Source organism: Allobosea sp. 10L417 (assembly GCF_056395485.1).
In genome coordinates, this window is sequence record NZ_JBFTJP010000002.1 from 719180 (window position 1) to 745991 (window position 26812).

Below are 26812 nucleotides of genomic sequence, written 5' to 3' on the forward strand. Positions count from 1 at the left end.
GCGCGCCCCTTGCCGAGTTTCTCGCGCAGTCTCGAACAGGCGCTTCACCGGGCTCTGGCTCTCGCCAATGAGCGCCGCCATGAATACGCCACTCTCGAACATCTCCTGCTCGCCCTGGTGGATGATCAGGATGCTGCGGCCGTCATGCGCGCCTGCAGCGTCGATCTCGACCTGCTCAGGCGCAACCTCGTCGACTACATCGACTCCGAGCTGACGAATCTCGTCACTGACGGGCGCGACGATTCAAAGCCCACCGCCGGCTTTCAGCGCGTGATCCAGCGCGCGGTCATCCATGTCCAGTCGTCCGGCCGCGAGGAGGTGACCGGCGCCAATGTGCTCGTCGCGATGTTCGCCGAGCGCGAGAGCCACGCCGCCTACTTCCTGCAGGAGCAGGACATGACCCGCTACGACGCGGTCAACTACATCAGCCACGGCATCGCCAAGCGCCCCGGCGCCAGCGAGAGCCGCCCGGTCCGCGGTTCCGAGGAAGAGGGCGAGCCGCAGCGAGAGCAGCGCTCCGAGCAGGGCAATACCGAGGACAAGGAAAAGAAGAAAAAGGAAAGCGCGCTAGAGGCTTATTGCGTCAACCTGAATCGGAAGGCGAAGGACGGGCGCATCGATCCGCTGATCGGCCGCGAGGCCGAGGTGCAGCGCACCATCCAGATCCTCTGCCGCCGCCAGAAGAACAATCCGCTCCTGGTAGGCGACCCCGGCGTCGGCAAGACCGCTATCGCCGAGGGCCTCGCCCTGAAGATCACGCGCGGGGAAGTTCCGGAGGTGCTGAAGGACGCGACCGTCTTCTCGCTCGATATGGGCACGCTGCTCGCCGGCACGCGCTATCGCGGCGACTTCGAGGAGCGCCTCAAACAGGTGATGAAGGAGATCGAGCAGCACCCCAAGGCGATCATGTTCATCGACGAGATCCACACGGTGATCGGTGCCGGTGCGACCTCTGGCGGTGCGATGGACGCCTCGAACCTGCTCAAGCCCGCGCTCGCCTCCGGCACGCTGCGCTGCATCGGCTCGACCACCTACAAGGAATACCGCCAGTATTTCGAGAAGGACCGGGCGCTGGTGCGCCGTTTCCAGAAGATCGACGTCAACGAGCCGTCGGTCCCGGACACGATCGAGATCCTGAAGGGCCTCAAGCCCTATTTCGAGGAGTTCCACAAGCTGCGCTACACCCAGGACGCCATCAAGGCGGCGGTGGAGCTCTCGGCACGCTATATCCATGACCGCAAGCTGCCGGACAAGGCGATCGACGTCATCGATGAGACCGGCGCCTCGCAGATGCTGCTGACCGAGAGCAAGCGCAAGAAGACCATCGGCGTGAAGGAGATCGAGGCCGCGGTCGCGGTCATGGCGCGCATCCCGGCCAAGACCGTCTCCAAGGACGATGCCGAGGTTCTGCGCAATCTCGAGAATACGCTGAAGCGCACCGTCTACGGGCAGGAAAAGGCGATCGAGGCACTGTCCTCCGCGATCAAGCTCGCGCGTGCCGGCTTGCGCGACGGCGAGAAGCCGATCGGCTCCTATCTTTTCGCCGGCCCGACCGGCGTCGGCAAGACCGAGGTGGCGCGCCAGCTCGCTTTGTCGCTCGGTGTCGAGCTGATCCGCTTCGACATGTCGGAATATATGGAGCGCCATACCGTCTCGCGGCTGATCGGCGCGCCTCCCGGCTATGTCGGCTTCGATCAGGGCGGCCTGCTGACCGACCAGATCGACCAGCATCCGCACAGCGTGCTGCTCCTGGACGAGATCGAGAAAGCGCATCCCGATCTGTTCAATATCCTTCTGCAGGTGATGGACCACGGCAAGCTGACCGACAACAACGGCAAGCAGGTCGATTTCAGGAACGTCATCCTGATCATGACGACCAATGCCGGCGCCGCCGACCTCGCCAAGAGCGCCTATGGCTTCACCCGCAGCAAGCGCGAGGGAGACGACACGGAGGCGATCAACAAGCTGTTCGCACCTGAGTTCCGCAACCGTCTCGACGCCACCATCTCCTTCAGCCATCTGCCGAAGAGCGTGGTCGCCCGCGTCGTCGACAAGTTCGTGCTGCAGCTCGAGGCGCAGCTCGCCGATCGCAACGTTACCATCGAGCTCTCGGACGAGGCGCGCGAATGGCTGGTCGAGAACGGCTATGACGAGGCGATGGGCGCCCGGCCGATGGCCCGCCTCATCCAGCAGACGATCAAGACGCCGCTTGCCGATGAAGTCCTGTTCGGGCGGCTCAAGAACGGTGGCGCGGTCCGGGTCGTGGTGGTCCAGTCGGAGACCGGCATCAAGGTGCTCGGCCTGGAGTTCCCGGACGGTCCGGCCAAGCCCAAGCCGGAGAAGGACGTCGCCGCCGCGACGGCCAAGCGGGCGACAAAGCCGCGTGCCAAGGCAGCTGGCGGCGACAAGACGACGAAGACGCCGCCGCGCAAGGCCCCCAAGGGGGGCTCCGGACCGGATAATGATCCCGGCAATCCGCCGAAGACATCCGGTCGCACGGTCCGTACTGTTCCGAAAGTACCGCTGACGAAGGCCTGAGAACGTGTTGTTCCGACGCAAGAAAGCAGCCCTCGCCGAAACCGGCGAAGGCATAACGCCCACGGCAGCTCCGGCGCCGCAGCGCCCGGCCAAGGAAAAGCTGGGTTGGTTCGAGAAGCGCGACCGCCGCCGGCGTCGTCGCAAGATCTTCGAGGAGGTGCTGGGCTGGATCCTGGTGCCGGCGTTTATCTATATGATCTATCTCGGCATTCAGGCGGTCGGCGGCATTCCCAAGGAGCTGATCGACTTCGGCAATGAGCTCTTCACCATGGCGATGAAGGGCGGCAAGGGCTGAGCAGCCGCGGCTTTGCAGATGGTGCAGGGCCGTTCCCCTTTCCGGCAGCTTGGCGAGGGCTCCTGCGGTGAGCCATAGGGATTGACGGCCCGTGCGCTCTGCACGGGCTGTTTGCTTTCCCGAGGCTGCCCGCAGCGATGATCCGATGAGCGTATCCGCCGACTGGAGCTGGCAGCGCGTCGCGCTGGCCGGCATGCGCGATGCGCTGCTGCTGCCGGCCTGGATCGTCGGCCTCGGGCTGATCGGTATCGGCTCGCTCGCCCGCGACGTTGGCTACCCGGTCGATGTCGCGGTGCTCTCGACCATCCTCGTCTGGGCGGGCCCGTCACAGGTGCTGTTCTTCGCCTCCATTGCCGCCGGCGCAGCCTGGAGCGCGATCGCGATCGCGATCGCCTTCGCCTCGCTGCGTTTCCTGCCGATGACGATGGCGATCCTGCCGCTGCTGCGCCGGCCCGGCCAGAGCGTCTGGCAGCAGCTCTTTCTGTCGCATTATGTCGCCGTGACCGCCTGGACCGAAGGACTGCGCCGTTTGCCGGGCATCCCTGTGAACCAGCGTGCGGCCTATTTCCTCGGCTTCGCCAACACTTGCATGGCGGTGAGCGCGGTCGGGACTTTCTCTGGCTACTATCTGCTGAACGCCTTGCCGGTGCCATTCGCCGCCGGGCTGCTCTGCCTGACGCCGATCTTCTTTCTGGTCTCGCTGACCGCTGGCCTGCGCCATCGCGGGGACGTCACCGCGTTGGTACTGGGGCTGGCGCTCGCGCCGATCTGCGAACGTTTCATCGGTGGTGGCTTCGATCTGATCGTCGCCGGGCTGATCGCCGGCAGCATCGCCTTCATGATCGGCCGCAAGCGCAAGGCGGCCAGATGACCCAGCCGCTCGCCTTCCTCGACGGGCCGCTCTGGCCCTATCTCGCGCTGATGCTTTTCGCGGTGCTGCCGACCGAGATCTGGCGCTGGCTCGCCGTCGGCTTCGCGCGCGGGATGGACGCGGACTCGCCATTGCTCGAATGGGTGAGGGCGGTCGCGACTGCGTTGCTCGCGGGCATCGTCGCCAAGCTGATGGTCTCCCCGCCGGGCGTGCTGGCGCATGCGCCGCTGTTCGTACGGGTCGCCGCGCTCGCTGCTTCCGTGGCCGTGATGGCCATCAGCCGCCGCCGGATGATGCTGGCCGTGCTGGTCGGTGAGGTTGTGCTCGTCGGCGGGGTCTGGCTGTCCGGGGCAGCTTAATCTCGTCCAGCCTCGAGCCGATCCCTCACGGGACTAAGCTTGTCCGGGTTCCGGATCACGTAGATCGCCTGGACCTGTCCGTGGACGATGTCGAGCACCACCGCCTGCGCAGTGTCGGTTTCCATGCTGATATATCCGGGCATGCCGTTGATCAGCACCGGCTCGTAGCGCGGGACGAAACCCTGCTTTTGTGGTTTGCGGGCAAGCCCGGCGAAGAAGCGGCCGATCTTCTCGCTGCCGAGGATGGGGTTGAGCACCGAGCTCGCCTTGCCGCCGCCATCGCCGTGCAGCACCGCATCCTGCGCGAGCAGGCCCTTCAGGGCGCTAGGGTCGGTGCTATGTGCCGCTTCGAAGAAGGCGACGGCGTAGCGCTGCGCCTCATCGGGAGAGAGCGGATGGCGCGGGCCCGCTTGCTGCGCATGCCGGCGCGCGCGTGAGACGAGCTGCCGGCAGGCCGCCTCGCTGCGCCCGAGGGTCTCGGCGATCTCTGGGAAAGGCAGATCGAACACGTCGTGCAGCAGAAAGGCAGCACGTTCCAGCGGGGACAGCCGCTCCAGCGCGAGCTGGAGGACATAGGGGACGTCGAGGCCCTCGTCACTGCTGGCGGCGCCGCCGATCTCCTCGATCAGCGGCTCGGGCAGCCAGGCGCCGACATAGCTCTCGCGCCGGTGCCGCGCCGACTTCATCAGGTCGAGGCAGAGCCGCGTCACCACGCGCCCGAGCCAGGCGCGCGGGTTCGCCAGCGCTTCCGGCGCGGAGTCGTGCCAGCGCAGCCAGGCGTCCTGCACCACATCCTCCGCGTCGCTGAGCGAGCCGAGCATGCGGTAGGCGAGGCGGGTCAGATAGGACCGATGGGTCTCGAAGCCGGCGGCCGTGACGTCCGTCATGAAATCCTGTGCGCGTGGATTCTATGCGGCCTCGACCTTGGGAGCCCTGTCGTTCGGATGGTGCGAGCGGAAGCCGACCGCGACCCGGTTCCAGACATTGATCGTGCCGATGAGCAGCGTGAGCTTCACCATCTCCTCCGCGCTGAAATGGCGCAAGGTCTCCTCATAATCGGCGTCCGGCGCATGGGTCTGCGGCAGCAGCGTCAGCGCCTCTGTCCAGGCCAGCGCGGCGCGCTCACGCGGGGTGTAGAGTTCGGATTCGTGCCAGGCGTTCAGCAGATAGAGCCGCGCCTCGCTCTCGCCGGCCTTGCGGGCGTCGGCCGAGTGCATATGCAGGCAATAGGCGCAGCCATTGATCTGCGACGCCCGCATCTTCACCAGCTCGATCAGGCTGTGTTCGAGGCCGGAATCTGCGACCGTGGCTTCGAGCGCCATCAGCGGCCTCATCATATCGGGAGCGGTCGTGTAGGGGTTCAGACGTTTGCTCATGGCGGTTCTCGCGAGTTGACGGGATAGCGGCCGGGCGGATGAAGCCGTGCGGCCGCGGGGAGGCATCGGCTCAGGCAGCAGCTTCGGTCTTGCGCTGGCGATCGGCCGGATGCCGCGAGCGGAAGCCCGCGTTGAGCCGGTTCCAGGCGTTGATCGTCGCGATCGACAGCGAGAGATCGACGCATTCCTTCTCGCTGAAATGAGCGCGCAGTTCCGCGAAAGCCTCGTCGCTCGGGCTGGCCTCGGAAAGGCGGGTCAGCGCCTCGGTCCAGCCCAGGGCAGCGCGCTCGCGTGGGGTATAGAGATCGGATTCATGCCAGGCGTCGAGCAGATAGAGCCGGGCCTCGCTCTCCCCGGCCTTGCGGGCGTCCATGGAGTGCATGTGCAGGCAATAGGCGCAGGCATTGATCTGGGAGGCTCGCATCTTCACCAGCTCGAGCAGGCTGTGCTCCAGCCCGCTTTCATTGACGTAATTTTGCGTCTTCAGCAGCGCGTCGATCGCGCCGGGGGCGACCTGGAAGGCGTTGAGGCGTTGGCTCATGGTCTTTCTCCATCGGGGGATGACGATAAGACGAGGCAGCCGAGCCCCTTGTGACATCCCCCTCAGATTTTTTTCAGGGCCTCGCGAATTTTCTCGGCATTGCTGGCGAGCACCTCGTTCTTCTCCATCGCGCCGGTGTGCGGACGCAGCGCCACGCCGTCGAAGCGCGGCATGACATGGACGTGGAGATGGAAGACGACCTGGCCGCCCGCGGCTTCGTTGAACTGCTGGATGGTGACGCCCTCGGCTGCGAAGGCGGTCTTGACGGCGCGCGAGAGCTTCTGCGTCGTCAGCGCGACAGCCTTCAGCACCTCGGCCGGGGCATCGAACACATTGCGGCAGGCCGCCTTCGGGACCACCAGCACATGCCCGTCGGCGCGTGGCATGATGTCCATGATCGCGATCGTCTCGGCGTCTTCGTAGACGGTGTGGGAGGGCAGCTCGCCGCGCAGGATCTTGGCGAAGACGTTGGACGGATCATAGGCGGTCATGGCGGTTCCGATGGCTTGGAAGCAGAGCCTTGAACCTGTGGCCGGCTCGCGAGGGCGTCAAGGCCGCGGAAGCTGATCTTGCCCGCGTCAGTCGCCCAGCGGCAAAGTCTCCTCGACGGCACCGTCTAGAACGAGATCGTCTCCAGCGCTCATGACCTGCAGCGCACTCGCTGTAAGGCGCAGCAGCGGTCGGTCCCACCAGCGCGCGACGATGTCGGCCAGCGCTGACGTCTCGGCGGCATCGAGATCGTCCTTGAGATTGTACAGGCCGACGAGCCAGAGATCGCCGGGCGGGCGCCCGAAGGCGGCCTGCACCGCTTGCAGCATGTTCGCGCCGTTGCGCTTCTCGGGATAGGCGGCAAGATAGAGCCGGCCACGATTGACGTTGCCGGAGAACAATCCGCGCAGCTCGACGGCGAAGGGCTCGATCCGGCCGAGGGCATCGCGCGCAGCCGATGCGAACGTCGGCGGCTCCGCGATTCCGAGTGAGCCGCAGACCGTGGCGTGCAGCTTGTCGCGCCGCTTCGGCAGGATCTCCCAGGCGATCTTGCTGGCGAAAGGGGCGCTCCGGAGCTGTCCTTCCAAAGCGCGGAAGGCGGGCGATGCCTGCAGGGCGGCGTTATGAACAGGCAGCACCAGCGAAAACACACGCGGATGCCGGCCCATCTCATAGAACTTGCCTTCGCGCCGGGGGATCACGGCCGGATGCTCCGGAGCGACCAGCGGCAGATGCGCCAGCCTGTAGCTTTCATCCAGCCGGAGCGGCGCGGAGAAGTCGGTGAGGCTGCGCCGATAGCCGAGCTCGGCATCCAGGCAGAAAATCGGCTGCCCGACCGCCACTGCCGACGTCTCCATCTCAGTCATCATGCATTCCCGTCTTGCGGAACGGCGTTTCCGCTGCCAGCGCGGCCTGCGCGGCGGCGATCTGCTCGCGCTCCTGCGCCAGATAGGCTGCGACCGGACGGCGCAGCCCGGGATCGGCGATATGATGCAGGGAGTGGGTGATGACCGGCCGATAGCCGCGCGCCAGCTTGTGCTCGCCCTGCGCGCCGGCCTCGACGCGGGCGAGCCCATGCGCAATCGCGTAGTCGATGGCCTGATGGTAGCAGACCTCGAAATGCAGGAAGGGATGGTCCTCGATGCAGCCCCAGTTGCGGCCGTAGAGGGTGTTCCCGCCGCGGAAATTGATGGCGCCGGCGATGTAGCGGCCCGCGCGCTTCGCCATCATCAGCACGATGCGCTCGCCCATCGCCGCGCCGACGCGCGAGAAGAAGGCGCGGTTGAGATAGGGCCGGCCCCATTTGCGCGAGCCGGTATCCTGGTAGAAGGCGAAAAAATCGTCCCAGACCGCTTCGGTCAGCTCGCGGCCCGAGAGTGCCATGATCGTGATGCCGGCCGAGAGTGCCTCGCGCCGTTCGCGCTTCAGCGCCTTGCGCTTGCGCGACGCGAGTGTGGCCAGGAAGTCGTCATAGCTGCCGAAGCCTTCGTTCTGCCAATGGAACTGCAGGTCGTCGCGCTCGAGATAGCCGGCCTGCCTCAGCGCGGCGATGTCCGGCTCCTGCGCGAAGGTGACATGGACCGAGGAGGACTGCGTCTGCGCCCGCAGCGCCTCCAGCCCCGCGATCAGCGTCTTCCGCGCTTCATCGGCGCGCGGCCCATCGGCAACAAGAAGGCGCGGCCCCGTTGCCGGGGTGAAGGGCGCCGCGACCTGGATCTTGGGGTAGTAGCGGCCGCCGGCGCGTTCATAGGCGTCTGCCCAGCCATGGTCGAAGACGTATTCGCCCTGGCTATGGCTCTTGAGGAAGCTCGGTGCGGCGGCGAGCAGCTGGCCGGCGCCATCCTCGACAAGGAGATAGGCCGGCGACCAGCCGCTGCGCCCGCCGGTGCAGCCGCTCTCCTCCAGCGCCGTCAGGAATTCATGACTGACGAAGGGGTTGTCCCGGTCGATGCCGCCTTTTGCAGCGGCGGGGCAGGGCGCCAATACAGCGTCCCGCAAGGCGTGGGGATTGGCGCAAGCGTTCCACGCGCCTGCGGGAACGGCCTTGAGGGAGGGCGCGATGCGAACGATCAGATCGTCGCTTTCGCCTTTGCTCAAGGACGAAAGCCCTCGAAGACCATCTGGTCCGCAAAGGCGGCAGCGCGCTGCCGCTCTTCCGGCGTGCGCACGGTCCAGCTCATGAGCGGCATCCCGAGCGCGTTGCGGCACAGATAGGGCGCGGCGCTCTCCAGATCCGCGACCTTCCAGGAGAGGAAGTGCGGCCGGCTCTCGGTGAAATGCAGCAGATTGGCCAGCGCATGTTTCCGTTCCGGGGAGAGCTTGTCGTAGTCCCCGTAATCATAGGCGTTCATCGCCACGATGCCGCGCGGAATCTCCGGCGCAATCTCGCGCAGAGCGGTCACGATCGCGGGATCGAAGGACTTGATCACGATCGGATGATCCCGGTAGCCGGCGACGACCTCGACCGTCCGGCGTGTCAGCGCCAGATCGCCGTCGAAGCGGCTCTTGATCTCGATGACAACGGGCACCCGCCCGCCGATCAGGTCGAGGAAGGCCGACAAGGTCGGGATGCGGTCGCCGCTGCCCTTGAGCGTGATGGCGGAGAGCGCCTCGGCCTTGCGTTCGACGACGGCACCGCTCTCACCCGTCAGCCGGTCGAGCACGAAATCGTGGAACACGACCGCCTCGCCATCGGCGGTGAGCTGGACGTCGCATTCGATGCCGAAGCCGCCGGCGATGGCGGCCTGTGCCGCCGAGGGGCTGTTCTCGATGACGCCAGCAGCAAGATCATGCAGGCCGCGATGCGCGATCGGCCGCGCGACCAGCCAGCCCAGTTCGGGCCGGCCGGTAGTGTTGGAAGTCTGAGCCATCAGCGGATCTCGAACATCGCCTCGACCTCGACGGCGGCATCGGCCGGCAATTCGGCGACCCCCACGGTCGAGCGGGCATGGCGGCCGTTGTCGCCGAGCACTTCCACCATCAGATCGGAGGCGCCGTTCATGATCGCCGGCAGCGCCGCGAAATGCGGGGCGGCGTTGATGAAGCCGCCGAGGCGCACGCAGCGCACGATCCGGCCGAGATCGCCATCGAGCGCCGCCTTGGCCTGGGCGAGAACGTTGATGGCGCAGAGTCGCGCCGCTTCGAGGCCGGCCTCGTTGAAGATCTCGGCGCCGAGCTTGCCCTTATGCTTGTCGGAAAGCTTGCCATCGAGCCCGAAGCAGATCTGCCCGGAGATGATCAGCAGATTGCCGGTGACGACATAGGGGACGTAGTTGGCGACGGGGGCGGCCGGGCTCGGCAGAGTAATTCCGAGTTCGGCGAGGCGCGATTCGACGACGTTCATGGGCACGGCTCCGCGAGCGAGGCAGGGTCTTTGCGACCGGTCTTGCGAGACTGGTCTTTCATGACCGAAGCCCGGACAGCCCGCAAGCATCGCGACATGTCCGGAGGGCAGGGGTGGTGCGGCGTCAGGAAGCGGGCTGTTTGCCATGTTTGCGCCATTGCCGCGTTGCACCTAGATTTCCAATGAGGACGGAACGGAAAAGCGGCGCATGAACCAAACAAGTCTGAGGCTCGCGGCCCATGCGGGCCAGATTGGTATCACAGCTCTGATGCTGGCCGCCGGGCCGGCCTGGGCGCAGGCAAAGGCCGCGCAGCCCGCGCTTGACCGCGTAGTGCTCGCGCCGCATCGCGCGGTCTATGATCTCGTTCTCGACAATGCCAAGGCATCCGGCAACATCGAGACGGCCAAGGGCCGCATCGCCTTCGAGTTCACCGGCGACGCCTGTGAGGGCTATGCCCTGTCCTTCCGGCAGGTCACCCAGCTCGGCACCGAGGCGGGCCCGCGGGTCATCGACGCCCGGACCACCAGCTTCGAGGCGGGCGATGGTGCGAGCTATCGCTTCAAGACCGAAAGCTCCTCCGGCGGCGCCGCGCCCGAGACCGTCGACGGCACTGCGGAAAAGAGCGGCGGCGGCTATGAGGTGAAACTGCGCCAGCCCAACGCCGAAACCCATCGCGACGGCGCCGATGCGCTGTTTCCGAACGCCCAAATGAAGGCCGTCATCCAGGCCGCGCGCACTGGCCAGCACACCCTCAATGTGAGGCTCTACGACGGCGCCAATTCAGGCAAGGAGGTCTACGACACGCTCTCGGTCATCGGGAAGCGGATCGAAAGCGAGCCCTCCGAAAAGCCGCTGCAGCGCCCTGAATTCGAGAAGATGGCGCGCTGGCCGGTGACGATCTCCTATTTCAAGGTTGGTTCGGGCGAGTCGACGCCCTCCTACACGATCTCCTTCGAACTCTACGAGAACGGGGTCACCGGCGCGATCAAGCTCGACTATGGCAGCTTCGCGCTGCGCGGCACGCTCACCCGTCTGGATCTTCTTCCTCAGGAAGCTTGCGCGAAGTAGCCGGCTCGGACGATCGGCGCTGCGGAAGCCTGAGGCCCAGCCCCTTGCCGATCGCCTCATCCCCGAAGCGGGCGCGCAGCTTGTCGAGCGCGCCCTCCATCGCCTTCAGGCGTGGCGTCGCCGTATCGGCAAGGTCGCCATGATCGGCCTCTTCGGGCGGGCTGAAATCGCTCGTGCCGATGCCGATCAGCCGGTAGCGCGGACCGTTGCATTCGCGCTTCAGCAGGTCGCGCCCGGCGGTGAAGAGCCGGGCGGCGAGCTGCGTCGGCTCGGGCAGCCGCGTGGCGCGGGTGATGCTGTGGAAGTCTGCCGTCTTCAGCTTCAGGGTGATGGTCCGGCCGGCGAGTTCCTGTGCCTTCAGCCGCTTCGAGGTCTTCTCGCAGAGCCGCCACAGAATCGGCTCCAGCTCATCGAAGCCTGAGAGATCGACGTCCAGCGTCGTTTCGCTCGAGACGCTCTTGGTTTCGCGCTCGGGCGTGACCTTGCGCGGATCGATGCCGTTAGCGAGATTCTTGAGGCGCGGGCCGTCCTTGCCCGCGATGCGGAAGAGCTTTTCGGCCGCAGCCTCGCGCAGGTCGCCGACAAGCTTGAAGCCGCCTTCCGCGAGCTTCGCGACGCTTGCCGGCCCCATGCCGGGGATAAGGCTGACCGGCTTGTCGGCGAGGAAGGCGACCGCTTCGCCACGGCCGATGATCGAGAAGCCCCGCGGCTTGTCGAGGTCGGACGCGACCTTCGCCAGGAATTTGGCATAGGACAGCCCGACCGAGATGGTGATGCCGAGCTCTGCCTCGATGCGCTTGGCGAAGCGTGCGAGCGTCATGGCCGGGCTGGCGTGATGAAGGCGCTCCGTGCCCGCGAGATCGAGAAAGGCTTCGTCGATCGAGAGCGGCTCGACCAGCGGCGTCAGCTCGCGCATCAACTGCCGGACTTCGCGCCCGACCGAGACGTACTTCGCCATGTTCGGCTTGACGACGACCGCCTCTGGGCAGGCCTTCAGCGCCTTGAACATCGGCATGGCCGAGCGCACCCCATAGGTGCGCGCGATGTAGCAGCATGTCGAGACCACGCCGCGCTTGCCGCCGCCGACGATGACCGGCTTGTCCTGCAGGGTCGGATCGTCGCGCTTCTCGATCGTCGCGTAGAAGGCGTCGCAGTCGATATGGGCGAGGCTCAGGGCATCGCGCTCGGCATGCCTGATCAGGCGCGGCGAACCGCAAGCCGGGCAGCGCCGGAGCGGCCCCGCCGCCTCGTGATCCGCCAGGCAATCGCGGCACAGGCTGCGCAGCGAGAGGGGACTCGTGATCAAGGGAAGTCGTCCGGCTCCGGCCCGGCGAGCAGACGGCGTGCCTCCCCGATAATTTCCGGATTCAGCCTTAAATTTTCGGCAAACTCGAGCAGGAGCGAATCGCTTCCCGCGATATGGTCGAGCACGGCCGCAAGGAAACCCGGTTCGCTCGCCGCGGAACGCAGATTGGCCGGGCCGAGACCGGTCGTGCTGAGGAAAGGCTCGATCCGTTCCGGTTCTGCGGCCAGGAAGCCGAGGGCGCGCAATGCCAGCGTCTCTGCATCCTCGGTGGTCAGTCTTGGTGCCATGGCCTGGGAGTCGCGTATCCGGTTTGCGTTTCGTCAACTGCTCGCGTGTTAGAGACTATCATCGAACGACGCCGCCATTTTGGAAAGACCGCTGGCTGCTGGCGGACATCCCTGGCGCGATTGAAGGGCGGCCTGATGAAGACGGTTCTCATCGTCGAAGACAACGAGCTCAACATGAAGCTCTTCAACGATCTTCTCGAAGCGCATGGCTATGCGACCTTGAAGACGTCGGATGGCATCGAAGCTATCGAGCTGGCGCGGACTCACCATCCGGCGCTGATCCTGATGGACATCCAGCTTCCGGAGGTCTCCGGGCTCGAGGTCACCAAATGGATCAAGGAGGACGACGACCTCAAGGCGATCCCCGTGGTGGCCGTCACGGCCTTCGCGATGAAGGGCGACGAGGAGCGGATCCGCGAGGGCGGCTGCGAGGCCTATCTCTCCAAGCCCATCTCGGTTGCGAAGTTCCTGGAGACCGTCCGCGCTTATGCCGGCGCCGCCTAAGAGCGATCCATGACTGCCCGCGTCCTCGTCGTCGATGACATCGCCGCCAATGTGAAACTGCTCGAGGCCAAGCTTTCGGCCGAGTATTTCGGCGTGGTGACGGCGTTGAACGGCGCGGATGCGATTGCGACCTGCGAGCGCGGCGAGGCGGACATCGTCCTGCTCGACGTCATGATGCCGGGCATGAACGGTTTCGAGGTCTGCCGCTATCTGAAGGGCACGCCGGCGACCGCGCATATTCCGGTCGTCATGGTCACCGCGCTGGACCAGCCGCGCGACCGCCTGGAGGGGCTTGATGCCGGCGCCGACGACTTCCTGACCAAGCCGCTCGACGATGCCGCGCTTTTCGCCCGGGTGCGGAGCCTGGCACGGTTGAAGGAGATGACGGACGAGCTGCGCGGCCGTGCCGTTGCTTCGGTCCGGCTCGGCATGGCCGATCCGCTGGCCGCCGCGGCCGCCGAAACCGGGCTCAATGGCCGCATCCTGCTGGTCGAGGACCGGCCCAGCGTGGTCGAGCGGCTTCAGAGCGCGCTCTCGGCCTTCCATGTCGTCGAGGTCGAGAAAGATGCCCAGCAGGCGGCGCAGCGGGCTGCCGATGGCGACTTCGACAGCGTCATCATCAGCCTCGACCTGCAAGATCAGGACGGCTTGCGCCTGTGCAGTCAGCTGCGCTCGCTGGAGCGTACGCGCAATATCTCCGTGCTGCTGATGGGGGAGGCCGAGGACCGTGCCCGCATCCTGCGCGGCCTCGATATCGGCGCGCATGACTTCCTGCTCCGCCCGATCGACCGCAACGAACTGCTCGCCCGGGTTCGCACCCAGGTGCGCCGGAAGCGCTTCACCGAGCGGCTGCGCGACAGCGTGCAGTCGTCGATGGAGATGGCGGTGATGGATCAGCTCACGGGCCTGCACAATCGCCGCTTCATGACCAGCCGGCTCGCCATGATGTTCGACGAGTCGGCGCTGCGCGCGCGCGCGCTGTCGATCCTTCTGCTCGATGTCGATCACTTCAAGGCTGTCAACGACAGCTGGGGGCATGACGCCGGCGATGAGGTGCTGCGCGAGTTCGCGAACCGTGTCCGCGCATGCACCCGTGGTATCGATCTCGTTGCTCGGATGGGCGGCGAAGAGGTTGTCGTCGTCCTGCCAGATACCGGGCGCGATGCCGCCTGCCAGGTCGCGGAGCGTATTCGCGAGCGGGTCGAGAGTGAGCCTTTCGCGATCCAGAACGACACGCGCGATATCAGGGTCACGGTTTCGGTGGGCGTCGCGAACCGCCGCGCCGGGGACGCCTCTTCGGCCGACATCATGAAGCGCGCCGATGATGCCCTCTATCGGGCCAAGGCCGGTGGCCGCAATCGCGTCATCGCCGCGAGCGCCGCGTAACCGATCGATCTTTGCTCAAGCCAGGTTGATAGGCGTCGGGCCTCGCCTGGCAGGCCGTGGCCGGCTGCCGCTGGACAGCGGCAATCTGCGGTATCAGCGGACTTCCGGCCGATTGCTAAGGCAGTGCGTGAACAACAATCGGCAACGATCTGAAGTTGTTTTTGGAATTGCCGTAGAGTCAGCTTCGCCCGGCGGAAATTTAAGATTAGCCGGTAGGGTTAACGATCGATGAACGCAGGGGAATCGGTTGGATTTGATTGATTCGGATACGTTGCATTGTAAGGGTTGTTGCAACGCAGCGGTCCCGGTGATCGCTCCGGAACGCCCCTCGGGAGCTCGGGTCCGCCGCATCTCCTGGGTAACCGAAGGGCTCGGCCGGTCGGTGACGGAATTCTGGCCTCCTCAGAACCGCCGCCGGCCGGCCACCTTGTTTCTGGGCCGCCGCTTCAGCGTTGGAGATAGTCCGAGATCGCCGCCGGCAACCAGTACCCCGCAGCGCCGAAGGCCGCGAGCAAAGCCAGCACGCTTAGCGCTGCGCCGATGCGTGTCGTGAGGAAGCGCGAGGAATCAATCTCGACCAGCAGCTTCAGCAACTGTCGCACCATGCCGTTCGGTCCTCGCTATCCTGCAATCCCGGCTTCGATCCGGGCGACGGCGGAAGCGCAACAGGTGGGGGCTTTCCCGAAAGAGTCAATGACCCGGCAGCTGTGCCGCGATTGAGGGCGCTGAGATGCGCGCCGGCGGTTGCGCCGCAGCCGCGGGCCGCTGTGTTCAGCGGGGCTTCGGCGGAGTGTCTTGCCTGGCTGGTTCGGTCAGGCCGTGCCGGAGGGCGAGGGCCATGATTTCCCTGGCCGCTGCTTCCGGCATGACGGCATCCAGGACGATGTGGACAGCCTCCGGCGAATAGCGCTTCGCCGAAAACTCGAAGCTCGACCGAGCGCTCCGCCGTGCCCGGGGATTCCACCCACGGGAGATCAGGAGCGAATCCAATCGCTTGCCGAATTCGCTGAGCTCAAGATCCAGCCCGGCTTCAGAGAGTTCATCCATGTCGGGCTGCCTCCACTGGCGTCATGCAGCCTTCATGAGCGCGATTCTACCGAATAAATTCATTTACAAAACGTTAAAATTCTAGCTATTGCCCTACGGGAAACGGGGGCGGTGTAGCGTTATGGTCCAGGCCGTATTGGTGGCCGTGCTGATGATCAGCACGGGCTTGTTGTCGTGGTTGATCGCTGACCGCACGCATCTGCCGCTTGAGCTTTAGCGGCGCGCTTCGCCGGCCGAACAGTCAGAATGGCGACAAAAGTCGCTCAGCCAACAGAGATGTAGCCAAAAGTGCAGGCAACAAAAAACCGCCCGGAAGGGCGGTTTTGCGTTGGTCCAGACCAGTAGGGGCAAGCCTTACTTGATCTTGGTTTCCTTGAACTCGACGTGCTTGCGCGCGACCGGGTCGTACTTCTTCTTTGACATCTTCTCAGTCATCGTGCGCGAATTTTTCTTCGTCACGTAAAAGAAGCCGGTGTCGGCGGTCGAAAGCAGCTTGATCTTGATCGTCACGGCCTTGGCCATGGGTCTATCCTCGAACCATGCGGGCCGCAAAGCCCTCGGAAAAGAAAATGGCCGGGCGAACCCGGCAAACTGTCGGCGTGGGAGATGCCGCAAAGGGCTGGGGAAGTCAAGAAAGAATAACGATCCGATGACGATCCTGTCCGTAAGGCGGGATTTCCGCCGGTTCAGAGCTCCTCGCGCACGAAGCTGCCGCGCTTCTCCCAGTAGAACGGCACCGGCAGGTAGGGCGCGAAGCCGGCGGCGATGCGCGATTCGACCTCCTGCAGGATGACAGTGGTGATCGTCGGCAGGTCGAGCGCCTTCGCCTCCTCGAAATCGACCCAGACGAGATCGGTCAGTTCCGAATCCGGTCCGACGATGCCTTCGACCTTGCCGGCGACCGCTGCGGCGTCGACGGTGAAGAAGCGGGTGTCGAAGCGCTTCGGCCGGCGCGGCGGCGTGATCGCGCGGGCGACGAAGGTGACGGCGGAGAGATCGGGAAACACGCCCTGAGCGGCGAAGTCGGTCCAGCTTCCGGCCGGCGGATTCTCCGGCGCTCCGAATTCGTCAGAGCCGAAGAGCAGACCGGTTTCCTCGAAGGTCTCGCGGATTGCTGCGAGCGCCAGCGCCCGCGCCTTGCCGGCGCTTGGGCGCAGGCAGCGCTTGCCGAGCCGGTCCTCGCAGATCTGCGGCACCGCGCCGGTCGCGACCATACGTCGGTCGCCGTCCTCGATGCGTCCGCCGGGAAAGACGTATTTGCCCGGCATGAACTTGTGGCCGGCGTGGCGCTTGCCCATCAGGACCTTCGGGCGCGCGCCGCTGCGGTCCAGGATCAGCATGGTCGCGGCGTCCTTCGGACGCAGATTGACCGTGGTGCGGACGCGCTCGGCCTGGGTCAGGGTGACGGTGTGGTCGGTCATGGGCGCGATCCGGATGGGGGCAGGGGCTGGCGTTCGGGCCGGTCGGGCTCGCCGCCGAAGCCGTGTAGGCGCACGGCCCATTGCAGGCCGACGACGCCGCCCTTCACAGGCTGCATCAGGGCCATGGACAGGATCAGCGTCAATGCCGGCCAGAGCGCCATGTGCCACCACATCGGCCAGTCGCCGTACTTCTCGGCGAGCAGAATGCCGCCGACCACGATATGGCCGACGATGGTGATGACGATATAGGGCGGCAGGTCGTCGGCGCGCTGATGATGCAGCTCCTCACCGCAGGATTCGCAGGCATCGACCGGCTTCAGGAAGGCGCGGAACAGCCCTCCGCGGCCGCAATGTGGGCATCGGCCCTTCAGCCCACGCGCCACGGCTTCCCGCCAGTCGCGGGTTTCGACATGCGTTTCCGCGCTGTGGATCTGGACGCTCATCACCGCCTCTTGCCAGGCTTGGCCCGGCCCGGCTTGGCCCTCTTGCCGAAGCTCGTCGGCCGGCTTTCCCCATATGGCGCGCCGCCGCGGCGCTTGCCAGCGCGGCCCGTCGCCACAGTCCTGCCGGCCGAAAGCAGCTCGAAGCGCAATGCGCCAGCGACGGGCGCGGCCTCGACCAGCTTGACATGCACCTTGTCGCCGAGGCGCCAGCTTTCGCCGGTGCGCTCGCCGATCAGGGCATGGGCAGCCTCGTCATAGCGGTAATAGTCGCCTCCGAGCGTGGAGGCGGGGATGAAGCCGTCCGCTCCGGTATCGTTGAGCTTCACGAAGAGCCCCGCGCGATTCACCCCGCCGACCCGCCCGTCGAAGCTCGCGCCGATCTGATCGGCGAGGAAGTGCGCGATCAGTCGGTCGGTCGTCTCGCGCTCGGCTGCCATGGCGCGGCGCTCGGCGGCGGAGATGCGGGTCGCGATCTCGCGCAGTTCGGCGAGCGTCGTATTCTTCGGCAGGCCGTCATCGCCGAGCTTGAGCGCGGTGACGAGCGCGCGGTGGACGATCAGATCGGCATAGCGGCGGATCGGCGAGGTGAAATGCGCGTAGCGGCGCAGATTAAGGCCGAAATGCCCGTAATTCTCGGCGACATATTCTGCCTGGGCCTGCGTGCGCAGCACCACCTCGTTGATCAGCGTCTCGTTCTCCGAGCCCTTGATCATCGCCAGGATGCGGTTGAACAGCACGGGCCTGAGCGCCCCGTCCTTCGGCAGCTTGATGCCGATCGAGGCCAGCACCTCGCCTAGCGCGCGCATCTTCTCGAGCGACGGCTCGTCATGGCAGCGATAGACCAGCAGGCTCCCGGCCTTCTCCAGCGTCTCGGCCGCCGCGACATTGGCGAGGATCATGAATTCCTCGATCAGCTTATGGGCGGCCAGCCGCTCCGGCACGATCACGCGCTCGACCGCGCCGTCGGGCTTCAGGATCAGCTTGCGCTCAGGCAAATCGAGATCGAGCGGCTGGCGCTGGTCGCGGGCGCGAGCCGCCACGCCATAGGCCGCCCAGAGCGGCATCAGCACGCTCTCGCGGATCGGCCCGGTCTTCTCGTCCGGGTTGCCGTCGATCGCGCTTTGAGCCTGCTGGTAGGAGAGCTTGGCGGCTGAGCGCATCAGCACGCGGTGGAAGGAGTGGCTCTTCTTCGATCCGTCGGATTTGAGCACGAGCCGCACCGCCATGGCCGGCCGGTCCTCGTTCTCGCGAAGCGAACACAGATCGTTCGAGATCCGTTCCGGCAACATCGGCACGACGCGATCGGGGAAATAAACCGAATTGCCGCGCTCCAGCGCCTCGCGATCGAGGGCCGAACCCGGCCGGACATAGGCCGCGACGTCGGCGATGGCGACGGTGACGACGAAGCCGCCGGCATTGGCCGGGTCCTCGTCGGGCGCCGCATGGACAGCGTCGTCATGGTCCTTGGCGTCGGCGGGGTCGATCGTGATGAGCGGTAGCTCGCGCCAGTCCTCGCGCCCCTTCAGCGTCGCGGTCGGTGCGTCCGCCGCTTCCTGGAGAGCGGCCGGCGGGAATTCATGCGGGATGCCGTGGGCGTGGATCGCGATCAGGCTGACGGCGCGTTCGGACTTGATCGAGCCCAGCCGCTCGCGCACCTGCGCCTCGGGCGGGCCGAAGCGGCTCTCGCGGCGCAGAGAGACCGAGACGAGGTCGCCATCTTCAGCCTCGGCCGTGCGGCCCTTGGGGATGATCGCCTCGCGCCCCTGTGCCTTCTTGTCGATCGGCACCAGCCGGCCCGAGCCGTCGGGCAGGGCGCGGAAGATGCCGAGCACGGCGGCTTTGGCCTTGCCCATGATCTTGAGCACTCGGCCGGAATAGGCGAAGTCCGCGACGCCCCTCAGGCGGGTCAGCTTGAGGATGACCTGATCGCCGACGCCCGGGGCGGGGGCCGCCGCGTGCGGCTTCCGTCGTCCCTCGCGGACGCGCTCGACCAGGATTTGCGGCGGTGCGCCGCTTTCCGCCTCGTCCCATTCGAGCGGCTGGGCTATGAGGTCGCCCTCGCGGTCGCGGCGCTTGATCTCGGACAGCAGCACAGGCGGCAGCGCGCCGCGCGGATGCACCGGGCGCTCCTTGCCGTCCCCGCCGATCTCGCCTTCCTGGGCAAGTTCCTTCAGCAGGCGCTTCAGCCAGATCTTGCCGCCCTGGTCCAGCCCGAAGGCCTTGGCGATCTCGCGGCGGCCGACCTCGCGGCCGGCGGCGCGCTCCTCCTCGATGAAGTCGAGGATCGCCTCGCGGCTCGGTTCAGGAACGGACAATGCTGGTACTCGACGGGTAAAGGCTGGGAAAGTAGGTCACCCCGCCTGTCTGCCACGCCTTGTGGGCTCGCGCCAGCATTCGCGAGATCAAAAGAAGAAGGGCCGCCCTTTCGGACAGCCCTTCCATTGTCGAACCGCGATCCAGCGAGCCGGATCAAAGGTGCGAAAACTCACGCGGAACACGAACCCCGGGAAGAAGAGGTCCAGGTCCACCCGCTTTGCACCAGCGGCTGATGACAATGAGACACTGGATCACCTCCTTTCAGTTGTTACCGACGAAGATGAGGCTAAGTCGATTCTCCTGTGCTCGTAAATGCCAAAAAAAACGCTGTACTCCGTTACTTAAAACCCGTGCCCGTCGATGAAATTTCAGGCATATGCTGCGGTGCACAAACATGCGCCACGTGATTTGATGACGGAATGGGCAGATTTCTCCCGTTGAGTTCGATGATTGCGTTGAGTGGTCGCGCTTTCGCAGGAAATGCTGCCAAAGCCTCGTTACGGACAGAGATTTGCGCCTCGTCGCAAAGGCCGTCGGCGCTTGGCACGGCCCTTGCGAAAGCTGCCTCCGGGCCAGGGAGGCCTGCCGGCGTCGAGGGGCGCCGCCAACAAACATCCTTCGGGAGATGTCCGTGAACAGCAATCGTCGCGAATTCCTCGGCACGGCTTTGGCCGGCGCCGCTTTCCTCGGGTCCTCCTATCTGCCGGCGGCGGCGCAGCAGGAGACCATCAAGGTCGGCATCCTTCATTCGCTCTCGGGCACGATGGCCATCTCCGAGACGACGTTGAAGGACGTCATGCTGATGCTCATCGAGGAGCAGAACAAGAAGGGCGGTCTGCTGGGCAAGAAGCTCGAGGCCGTCGTCGTCGATCCCGCCTCGAACTGGCCGCTCTTCGCCGAGAAGGCGCGCGAGCTGATCACCAAGGACAAGGTCGCGGCCACCTTCGGCTGCTGGACCTCGGTCTCGCGCAAGTCGGTGCTGCCGGTCTTCAAGGAGCTCAACAACATCCTGTTCTACCCCGTCCAGTACGAGGGCGAGGAGAGCGAGCGCAACGTATTCTATACGGGCGCCGCGCCGAACCAGCAGGCGATCCCCGCCGTCGACTATCTCGCCAAGGAGGAGAAGGTCGAGCGCTGGGTTCTCGCCGGCACCGACTATGTCTACCCGCGCACAACCAACAAGATCCTCGAGGCGTATCTGAAGTCCAAGGGCGTGAAGCCCGAGGATATCATGATCAACTACACGCCCTTTGGCCACTCCGACTGGCAGACCATCGTCTCCGACATCAAGAAGTTCGGCTCGGCCGGCAAGAAGACGGCGGTGGTCTCGACCATCAATGGCGACGCCAACGTGCCGTTCTACAAGGAGCTCGGCAACCAGGGCATCAAGGCGACCGACATCCCGGTCGTCGCCTTCTCGGTCGGCGAGGAGGAGCTTGCCGGCATCGATACGAAGCCGCTGCTCGGCCATCTCGCAGCCTGGAACTATTTCCAGTCGATCAAGACGCCCGAGAACGACGCTTTCATCAAGCAGTGGCAGGCCTTCACCAAGAACCCGAAGCGCGTCACCAACGACCCGATGGAAGCGCATTACATCGGCTTCAACATGTGGGTGAAGGCGGTGGAGAAGGCCAAGAGCACCGATCCGGACAAGGTCATCGACGCGCTGCCCGGCATCGAGGCGCCGAACCTGACCGGTGGCATCTCGAAGATGCTCCCGAACCACCACATCACCAAGCCGGTCTTCATCGGCGAGATCAAGGAAGACGGCCAGTTCGACGTGGTCTGGAAGACCAGCGGTCTCGTGCCGGGCGACGCCTGGTCGAAGGAACTCGACGGCTCGAAGGACCTCGTCGGCGACTGGGTCGAGAAGAAATGCGGCAACTTCAACGTCAAGACCGGCAAATGCGGCGGCGTCTGAGATCATGAGGGGGAAGGGCGGCACGGGAAAAAATCCCGGCCGCCCTTCATTCACCCGCTCACAGGCGACCCGTTTCAGATCGAGCCCTCATCCTGAGGAGCGAGCAAGGCTCGCGTCTCGAAGGATGGTCCAGAGCGCGCTGGAGCCATCGTTCGAGACGCCTCTGCGTAGCTCCTCAGGATGAGGACTGAGATTGAACCAAGCGTGAGACGAACCGGCCCGATGCTCATCTTCCATCGCCTGAAGCACGCGATCATCATCCTCGTGGCGCTCCTCGCCGCTTCGGTCGCTTCCTTCGCGCAGACGGCCGACGAAGCCTTCACGCGGCTCGCAGCCGACAGCTATTCGGATACCTCCCGCGCGATCGAAATCCTCGTTTCGACGGCTCATCCGAATGCGTCGCTGATCATCGAGGCGCTCGGCGACGGGCGGCTGCTCGTCGGGGCGGGCGGTGTCGTGGTGAAGACAGCTGCGGGCGGCTTGGTCGACGCCCGGACCGGGCACGCGCTCACCGCGGCGCCCGCAGGACTGAAGACGGTGCGCCTCAACAACAGCGTGCGCCGTGCCGTGCAGGCCGCGCTCGGTGGCTTGAGCCTGCTCAATCCCGATCCGGGCAAGCGCATCTCCGCGGCGGAGGCCGTCTTCAAGTCGCGCGATGCGGGCCTGCTGCCGATCGTCGAGGCCGCGATCGGCAAGGAGACCGATCCGCGCGCGCTCGCCGCCTTGCGACAGGCCCAGGCCGCGATCCTGATCGCCAAGCCAGATGCCCAGCCGCTCGATCGGGTCGCGGCTGTCGAGGTGCTGCGCGAACGCGGCGATCAGGATGCGCTGGCGGCGCTGCGCGGTCTCTCCGGCGAGATCACGCCGACGCTCCGTGATGCGCAGAGCAGGGCGGTCGCCGCCATCGAGGGCCGGCTGAAGCTATGGGCCGTCGTACAGAACCTCTGGTACGGCCTCTCGCTCGGCTCGGTGCTGCTGCTTGCGGCCATCGGTCTCGCCATCACCTTCGGCGTGATGGGTGTCATCAACATGGCCCATGGCGAGATGGTCATGCTCGGTGCCTACACCACCTTCGTGGTGCAGGAACTGATCCGCACGAACGCGCCCTGGCTCTTCGATTGGTCGCTGGCGATCGCGCTGCCTGCTGCCTTCATCGTCGCCGGGGCGGTCGGCATCGCCATCGAGCGCGGCGTCATCCGCTTCCTCTATGGCCGGCCACTGGAGACGCTGCTGGCGACCTGGGGCATCAGCCTGATGCTGCAGCAGGCGGTCCGCACCGCCTTCGGCCCGACCAATCGCGAGGTCGGCGCGCCCGCCTTCATGTCGGGCGCCTTCGAACTCGGTGGTCTGGCGATCACCTACAACCGGCTCTGGATCATTGTCTTCGCGGCGCTGGTCTTCGCGGCACTCCTCGCCATCCTCAAGCTGACGCCGATGGGCCTGCAGATGCGCGCCGTCACCCAGAACCGGCGCATGGCCTCGGCGATGGGCATCCGCACCGGCCGCATCGACGCGCTGACCTTCGGGCTGGGCTCGGGCGTCGCTGGCCTTGCGGGCGTTGCGCTCTCGCAGATCGACAATGTCAGTCCGAACCTCGGCCAGAGCTACATTATCGACAGCTTCATGGTCGTGGTCTTCGGCGGCGTCGGCAATCTTTGGGGCACGCTGGTCGGCGCGATGACACTCGGCGTCGCCAACAAGCTGCTCGAACCCTATGCCGGCGCCGTGCTCGGCAAGATCGCGCTGCTGGTCTGCATCATTCTCTTCATCCAGAAGCGACCGCGCGGCCTGTTCGCGCTGAAGGGCCGGGCGGTGGAAGCATGATCACCCGCTTCCTCCTCCAGAACATGGACAAGCGTGCCGGAATCTTCCTGGCGATCCTGCTCGGTCTCGGCGTGCTGGTGCCGCTGGCGAACCTGCTGCTGCCGGCAAGCTCGCCCTTCCACGTTCCGACCTCGACCATGTCGCTCTGGGGCAAATATCTCTGCTACGCGCTGCTGGCGGTCTCGCTCGATCTCGTCTGGGGCTATTGCGGCATCCTCAGCCTCGGCCACGGCGCCTTCTTCGCGCTCGGCGGCTACGCCATGGGCATGTATCTGATGCGCCAGATCGGCACCCGCGGCGTCTATGGCAATCCGATCCTGCCCGACTTCATGGTCTTCCTGAACTGGCAGGAGCTGCCCTGGTACTGGTGGGGCTTCTCCTCCTTCCCCTTCGCCATGCTGATGGTGCTGCTGGTTCCCGGCCTGCTCGCCTTCGTCTTCGGCTGGTTTGCCTTCCGCTCGCGCGTCACCGGCGTCTATCTCTCGATCATCACCCAGGCGCTGACCTATGCCTTGCTGCTCGCCTTCTTCCGCAACGATATGGGCTTCGGCGGCAATAACGGCCTGACCGACTTCAAGGACATCCTCGGCTTCAACGTCCAGGCGCAAGGGACCAGAGCCGCTCTGTTTTCAATGACCTGCGTGATGCTGGCGGTGGGCTTCCTGATCGCCCGCGGCATCGTCGTCTCGAAGCTCGGCAAGGTGGTGATCGCGATCCGAGACGCGGAATCCCGCACGCGCTTCCTCGGCTACCGGGTGGATCGCTTCAAGCTCTTCGTCTTCACCGTCTCGGCCTGCATGGCGGGCGTGGCCGGTGCGCTCTACGTGCCGCAGGTCGGCATCATCAACCCCAGTGAATTCGCCCCAGCCAACTCGATCGAGACCGTGATCTGGGTCGCGGTCGGCGGGCGTGGCACGCTGGTCGGCGCGGCGCTCGGTGCCGTGGTCGTAAACTGGGCCAAGACGGTCTTCACCTCCGGCTTTATGGCGCCGTACTGGCTCTTCGCGCTCGGCGGGCTCTTCGTCGTCGTCACGCTCTTCCTGCCCAAGGGCATTCTGGGCACGGCCGAGGCCCTGTGGGCGCGTCGCCGGAAGCCCGAAGCGACGCCGGCCGCCGAGCCGGCACCGGCGGAGTGAAGGCGATGAACGCTCCCGTGCCCGGCGCCCTGACCTCCTCGCTGCTCTATCTCGACGGCGTCAGCGTCTCGTTCGACGGCTTCAAGGCCATCCGCAATCTCTCGCTGACGATCGAGCCCGGCGAGATGCGCGCCATCATCGGCCCCAACGGCGCCGGCAAGACCACGATGATGGACATTATCACCGGCAAGACAAAGCCGGATGTCGGCACGGTGATGTTCGCCGGCACCGTCGATCTCACCCGTCTCGACGAGGCCGCGATCGCCAATCTCGGCATCGGCCGCAAGTTCCAGAAGCCGACGGTTTTCGACTTCCACACCATCGAGGACAATATCCTGCTCGCGCTGAAATCGAAGCGCACGGTCGGCAAGACGCTGTTCTGGAAAACCGGGGAACCTCAGCAGAAGCGGATCGATGACATCCTCGGCATCGTGAAGCTCGCCGACAAGCGTGACCGGTTGGCCGGCTCGCTCTCGCACGGCCAGAAGCAGTGGCTCGAGATCGGCATGCTGCTGGCGCAGGACCCCAAGCTCCTGCTCGTCGACGAGCCCGCCGCCGGCATGACCGATGGCGAGACGGCGCAAACGGCCGTGCTGCTCAAGGAGATCGCCAGGGATCATTCGGTGATCGTCGTCGAGCACGACATGGGCTTCATCCGCGAGCTCGGCGTGAAGGTCACGGTGCTGCACGAGGGCTCGGTGCTGGCAGAGGGCCCCCTCGATCAGGTCAGCGCCAATGAGCGCGTCGTCGAAGTCTATCTGGGGCGATGATGCGATGCTGACCGTCGACGCCATCAATCTGCATTACGGCGCCGCGCAGGCCCTGCGCCATGTTTCGATCGCTGCGGAGCCCGGCAAGGTCACCTGCGTGATGGGGCGCAACGGCGTCGGCAAGACCTCGCTGATGCGCGCCATCGTCGGCCATCAGCCGATCTCGGCAGGCCATATTCGCTTCGACGGAGAGGAGATTTCCGGGCTGCGCAGCGAGGAGCGCGCGCGCGCCGGCATCGCCTATGTGCCGCAGGGGCGGGAGATCTTCCCGCTGCTGACGGTGAAGGAAAATCTGGAGACGGGCTTTGCGCCGCTGAAGCGCAGGGATCGCTACGTCCCGGATGAACTCTTCGACCTATTCCCCGTGCTGAAGTCGATGCTCGGCCGGCGCGGCGGAGACCTCTCGGGTGGCCAACAGCAGCAGCTCGCTATCGCGCGAGCGTTGGTCACCCGGCCCAAATTGCTGGTTCTGGACGAGCCGACCGAGGGCATCCAGCCTTCGATCATCAAGGATATCGGCCGCGCCATCGACTATCTCCGCCAGAAGGGCGGCATGGCGATCGTGCTGGTCGAGCAGTATTTCGACTTCGCCCGCGATCTCGCCGACACCATGTTCGTGATGGACCGCGGCGAGGTCGTGCTGTCGGGGCCGATGAACGAACTCGACGGCAATCAGGTGCAGCGGTTGATTCAGGTGTGAGGGCAGAACGCGCTGACCGGGAGCCAGCGGGGCCTACTGAGCCCTGGCTCAGGCCGCGAGGTCGCGCGCCGCAAACACCTCCTTGGCCGCGAACAGCCCGTTCAGCGCGGCTGGAAATCCGGCATAGACCGCCATCTGCATCAGGACCTCCGTGATCTCCGGGCGCGAGAGCCCGACATTGAGCCCCGCCTCGATATGCACCTTGAGCTGCGGCGCGGCATTGCCCATCGCCGCAAGCGCGGCGATCGTCGCGATCTCGCGGGCGCGCAGGTCGAGACCGGGCCGCGAATAGATGTCGCCGAATGGAAACTCCAAGACATAGTCGGCGAAATCAGGTGCGACATCGGCGAGCGCCGCGATCACCTTGTGGCCGGCTTCGCCGTCGATCTCAGCGAGGGCGCGCTTGCCGCGTTCGAGACGAGTGTTGGCGGCGTTGGAAAAGCTCTGCGTCATAATCGTCGATCCTCTTCTCGGCGTCGCCATAGCCGGCGATTTTGGTGTCGAGGACGAGAAGGCAGGCGTTGAGCTCCGCAACGCGGGCGCGGACCTGCTCGCGGTGACGCTCCAGCTGAGTGCGGCGCTCGGATTCCGTGCCAGAACCCTGTTCTCGCAAAGCCGCGTAGCGCAGCATCTCGCGGATCGGCATGCCCGTGGTCTTGAGCTTGCCGAGGAACTCGATCCAGACGAGGATCGAAGCGTCGTAGTCGCGCTGGCTCGACCGGTCCCTGTCGGCATAGGGCAACAGCCCGATCCGCTCGTAATAGCGGATCGTATGGGCCGATAATCCCGAACGCCTGGCCAGTTCACCGATTTTCATGGGCGCCTTCTTCTCATCACGACGCCTTGGAAGCTACGGGTTCGAGCGCGCTC

The 26812-nt window shown here is 65.6% G+C and carries 29 protein-coding genes; 12 read left to right on the top strand and 17 right to left on the bottom strand.

The window, feature by feature from the left end:
• Window positions 1–9: 9 nt before the first annotated feature.
• The 4 genes from clpA (at window position 10) to AC1DE3_RS09575 (ending at window position 4063) form a co-directional block, all read left to right on the top strand.
• Window positions 10–2538, top strand: a complete 2529-nt coding sequence (gene clpA / locus AC1DE3_RS09560; RefSeq protein WP_441511367.1) for an ATP-dependent Clp protease ATP-binding subunit ClpA — start codon at window positions 10–12, stop codon at window positions 2536–2538.
• Window positions 2539–2545: 7 nt separating this feature from the next.
• Window positions 2546–2833: a hypothetical protein gene (locus AC1DE3_RS09565; RefSeq protein ID WP_441511368.1), complete on the top strand. Its 288-nt coding sequence runs from the start codon at window positions 2546–2548 to the stop codon at window positions 2831–2833.
• A gap of 145 nt (window positions 2834–2978) precedes the next feature.
• Window positions 2979–3704, top strand: a complete 726-nt coding sequence (locus tag AC1DE3_RS09570; RefSeq protein ID WP_441511369.1) for an AzlC family ABC transporter permease — start codon at window positions 2979–2981, stop codon at window positions 3702–3704.
• The gene (locus tag AC1DE3_RS09575; RefSeq protein ID WP_441511370.1) at window positions 3701–4063 is read left to right on the top strand and encodes an AzlD domain-containing protein; all 363 of its coding nucleotides are present in this window, start codon (window positions 3701–3703) and stop codon (window positions 4061–4063) included. The genes AC1DE3_RS09570 and AC1DE3_RS09575 overlap by 4 nt, the downstream gene beginning before the upstream one ends.
• On the opposite strand, the gene AC1DE3_RS09580 is transcribed toward AC1DE3_RS09575, so the two are convergent.
• The 8 genes from AC1DE3_RS09580 to AC1DE3_RS09615 all read right to left on the bottom strand — a co-directional run bounded on the left by AC1DE3_RS09580 (window position 4060) and on the right by AC1DE3_RS09615 (window position 9812).
• Entirely contained in the window at window positions 4060–4950 is an 891-nt protein-coding gene (locus tag AC1DE3_RS09580; protein ID WP_441511371.1) for a sigma-70 family RNA polymerase sigma factor, read from the bottom strand. The genes AC1DE3_RS09575 and AC1DE3_RS09580 overlap by 4 nt on opposite strands.
• Before the next feature lie 21 nt (window positions 4951–4971).
• Window positions 4972–5439, bottom strand: a complete 468-nt coding sequence (locus AC1DE3_RS09585; RefSeq protein WP_441511372.1) for a carboxymuconolactone decarboxylase family protein — start codon at window positions 5437–5439, stop codon at window positions 4972–4974.
• Between the two features lie 70 nt (window positions 5440–5509).
• On the bottom strand, window positions 5510–5980 hold the full coding sequence (locus AC1DE3_RS09590) for a carboxymuconolactone decarboxylase family protein (protein ID WP_441511373.1): 471 nt from the start codon (window positions 5978–5980) through the stop codon (window positions 5510–5512).
• 62 nt (window positions 5981–6042) lie between these two features.
• Window positions 6043–6471, bottom strand: a complete 429-nt coding sequence (locus AC1DE3_RS09595) for an HIT family protein (protein WP_441511374.1) — start codon at window positions 6469–6471, stop codon at window positions 6043–6045.
• Between the two features lie 87 nt (window positions 6472–6558).
• The gene (locus AC1DE3_RS09600) at window positions 6559–7335 is read right to left on the bottom strand and encodes a hypothetical protein (RefSeq protein ID WP_476779692.1); all 777 of its coding nucleotides are present in this window, start codon (window positions 7333–7335) and stop codon (window positions 6559–6561) included.
• Window positions 7328–8566: a GNAT family N-acetyltransferase gene (locus AC1DE3_RS09605; RefSeq protein ID WP_441511376.1), complete on the bottom strand. Its 1239-nt coding sequence runs from the start codon at window positions 8564–8566 to the stop codon at window positions 7328–7330. The genes AC1DE3_RS09600 and AC1DE3_RS09605 overlap by 8 nt, the downstream gene beginning before the upstream one ends.
• Window positions 8563–9339, bottom strand: coding sequence for a glycerophosphodiester phosphodiesterase family protein (locus AC1DE3_RS09610; protein ID WP_441511377.1), 777 nt, complete (start codon window positions 9337–9339; stop codon window positions 8563–8565). Before AC1DE3_RS09610 ends, AC1DE3_RS09605 begins: the two co-directional genes overlap by 4 nt.
• Entirely contained in the window at window positions 9339–9812 is a 474-nt protein-coding gene (locus AC1DE3_RS09615) for a RidA family protein (protein ID WP_441511378.1), read from the bottom strand. Before AC1DE3_RS09615 ends, AC1DE3_RS09610 begins: the two co-directional genes overlap by 1 nt.
• A 208-nt stretch (window positions 9813–10020) precedes the next feature.
• Between AC1DE3_RS09615 and AC1DE3_RS09620 the strand changes: the two genes are divergently transcribed.
• The gene (locus tag AC1DE3_RS09620) at window positions 10021–10881 is read left to right on the top strand and encodes a cell envelope integrity EipB family protein (RefSeq protein ID WP_441511379.1); all 861 of its coding nucleotides are present in this window, start codon (window positions 10021–10023) and stop codon (window positions 10879–10881) included.
• Here the strand turns inward: AC1DE3_RS09620 and AC1DE3_RS09625 are convergent.
• Together AC1DE3_RS09625 and AC1DE3_RS09630 are read right to left on the bottom strand one after the other, a co-directional pair.
• Window positions 10838–12187, bottom strand: coding sequence for a DNA polymerase IV (locus AC1DE3_RS09625; protein WP_441511380.1), 1350 nt, complete (start codon window positions 12185–12187; stop codon window positions 10838–10840). The two genes, AC1DE3_RS09620 and AC1DE3_RS09625, sit on opposite strands and share 44 nt — an antisense overlap.
• Window positions 12184–12474, bottom strand: coding sequence for a DUF3572 domain-containing protein (locus AC1DE3_RS09630; RefSeq protein ID WP_441511381.1), 291 nt, complete (start codon window positions 12472–12474; stop codon window positions 12184–12186). The genes AC1DE3_RS09625 and AC1DE3_RS09630 overlap by 4 nt, the downstream gene beginning before the upstream one ends.
• A 132-nt stretch (window positions 12475–12606) precedes the next feature.
• Between AC1DE3_RS09630 and AC1DE3_RS09635 the strand changes: the two genes are divergently transcribed.
• Complete coding sequence (locus AC1DE3_RS09635) at window positions 12607–12978, top strand: response regulator (RefSeq protein WP_149133714.1); 372 nt, start codon at window positions 12607–12609, stop codon at window positions 12976–12978.
• A 9-nt stretch (window positions 12979–12987) separates the two neighbouring features.
• Entirely contained in the window at window positions 12988–14364 is a 1377-nt protein-coding gene (locus tag AC1DE3_RS09640) for a PleD family two-component system response regulator (protein ID WP_441511382.1), read from the top strand.
• A 446-nt stretch (window positions 14365–14810) separates the two neighbouring features.
• Here AC1DE3_RS09640 and AC1DE3_RS09645 read toward each other — a convergent pair whose 3' ends face one another.
• From AC1DE3_RS09645 to rnr, 5 genes are all read right to left on the bottom strand, one after another.
• Entirely contained in the window at window positions 14811–14969 is a 159-nt protein-coding gene (locus tag AC1DE3_RS09645; RefSeq protein WP_441511383.1) for a hypothetical protein, read from the bottom strand.
• A 796-nt stretch (window positions 14970–15765) separates the two neighbouring features.
• Complete coding sequence (rpmG, locus tag AC1DE3_RS09650) at window positions 15766–15933, bottom strand: 50S ribosomal protein L33 (protein WP_038367996.1); 168 nt, start codon at window positions 15931–15933, stop codon at window positions 15766–15768.
• Window positions 15934–16097: 164 nt separating this feature from the next.
• Window positions 16098–16832: an NUDIX hydrolase gene (locus AC1DE3_RS09655; protein WP_476779693.1), complete on the bottom strand. Its 735-nt coding sequence runs from the start codon at window positions 16830–16832 to the stop codon at window positions 16098–16100.
• Window positions 16829–17275 carry a DUF983 domain-containing protein gene (locus tag AC1DE3_RS09660; RefSeq protein ID WP_441511385.1) on the bottom strand — a complete coding sequence of 149 codons (447 nt, stop codon included), beginning with the start codon at window positions 17273–17275 and terminating at the stop codon, window positions 16829–16831. The genes AC1DE3_RS09655 and AC1DE3_RS09660 overlap by 4 nt, the downstream gene beginning before the upstream one ends.
• A complete protein-coding gene (gene rnr, locus AC1DE3_RS09665; protein ID WP_441511386.1) occupies window positions 17275–19590 on the bottom strand; it encodes a ribonuclease R in 2316 nt (771 codons plus the stop codon). Before rnr ends, AC1DE3_RS09660 begins: the two co-directional genes overlap by 1 nt.
• A 632-nt stretch (window positions 19591–20222) precedes the next feature.
• Between rnr and urtA the strand changes: the two genes are divergently transcribed.
• The 5 genes from urtA (at window position 20223) to urtE (ending at window position 25942) form a co-directional block, all read left to right on the top strand.
• Complete coding sequence (gene urtA / locus AC1DE3_RS09670) at window positions 20223–21512, top strand: urea ABC transporter substrate-binding protein (protein ID WP_441511387.1); 1290 nt, start codon at window positions 20223–20225, stop codon at window positions 21510–21512.
• Between the two features lie 222 nt (window positions 21513–21734).
• Complete coding sequence (gene urtB, locus AC1DE3_RS09675; RefSeq protein ID WP_441511388.1) at window positions 21735–23336, top strand: urea ABC transporter permease subunit UrtB; 1602 nt, start codon at window positions 21735–21737, stop codon at window positions 23334–23336.
• On the top strand, window positions 23333–24472 hold the full coding sequence (urtC, locus tag AC1DE3_RS09680) for an urea ABC transporter permease subunit UrtC (RefSeq protein ID WP_441511389.1): 1140 nt from the start codon (window positions 23333–23335) through the stop codon (window positions 24470–24472). Before urtB ends, urtC begins: the two co-directional genes overlap by 4 nt.
• 5 nt (window positions 24473–24477) lie before the next feature.
• Entirely contained in the window at window positions 24478–25242 is a 765-nt protein-coding gene (gene urtD, locus AC1DE3_RS09685; protein ID WP_441511390.1) for an urea ABC transporter ATP-binding protein UrtD, read from the top strand.
• Between the two features lie 4 nt (window positions 25243–25246).
• On the top strand, window positions 25247–25942 hold the full coding sequence (gene urtE, locus AC1DE3_RS09690) for an urea ABC transporter ATP-binding subunit UrtE (RefSeq protein ID WP_441511391.1): 696 nt from the start codon (window positions 25247–25249) through the stop codon (window positions 25940–25942).
• Window positions 25943–25990: 48 nt separating this feature from the next.
• Here urtE and AC1DE3_RS09695 read toward each other — a convergent pair whose 3' ends face one another.
• Window positions 25991–26395 (bottom strand): carboxymuconolactone decarboxylase family protein, encoded by a 405-nt coding sequence (locus AC1DE3_RS09695; RefSeq protein WP_441511392.1) that lies wholly within the window; start codon window positions 26393–26395, stop codon window positions 25991–25993.
• Entirely contained in the window at window positions 26331–26759 is a 429-nt protein-coding gene (locus tag AC1DE3_RS09700; protein ID WP_441511393.1) for a MerR family transcriptional regulator, read from the bottom strand. Before AC1DE3_RS09700 ends, AC1DE3_RS09695 begins: the two co-directional genes overlap by 65 nt.
• Window positions 26760–26812: the final 53 nt, after the last annotated feature.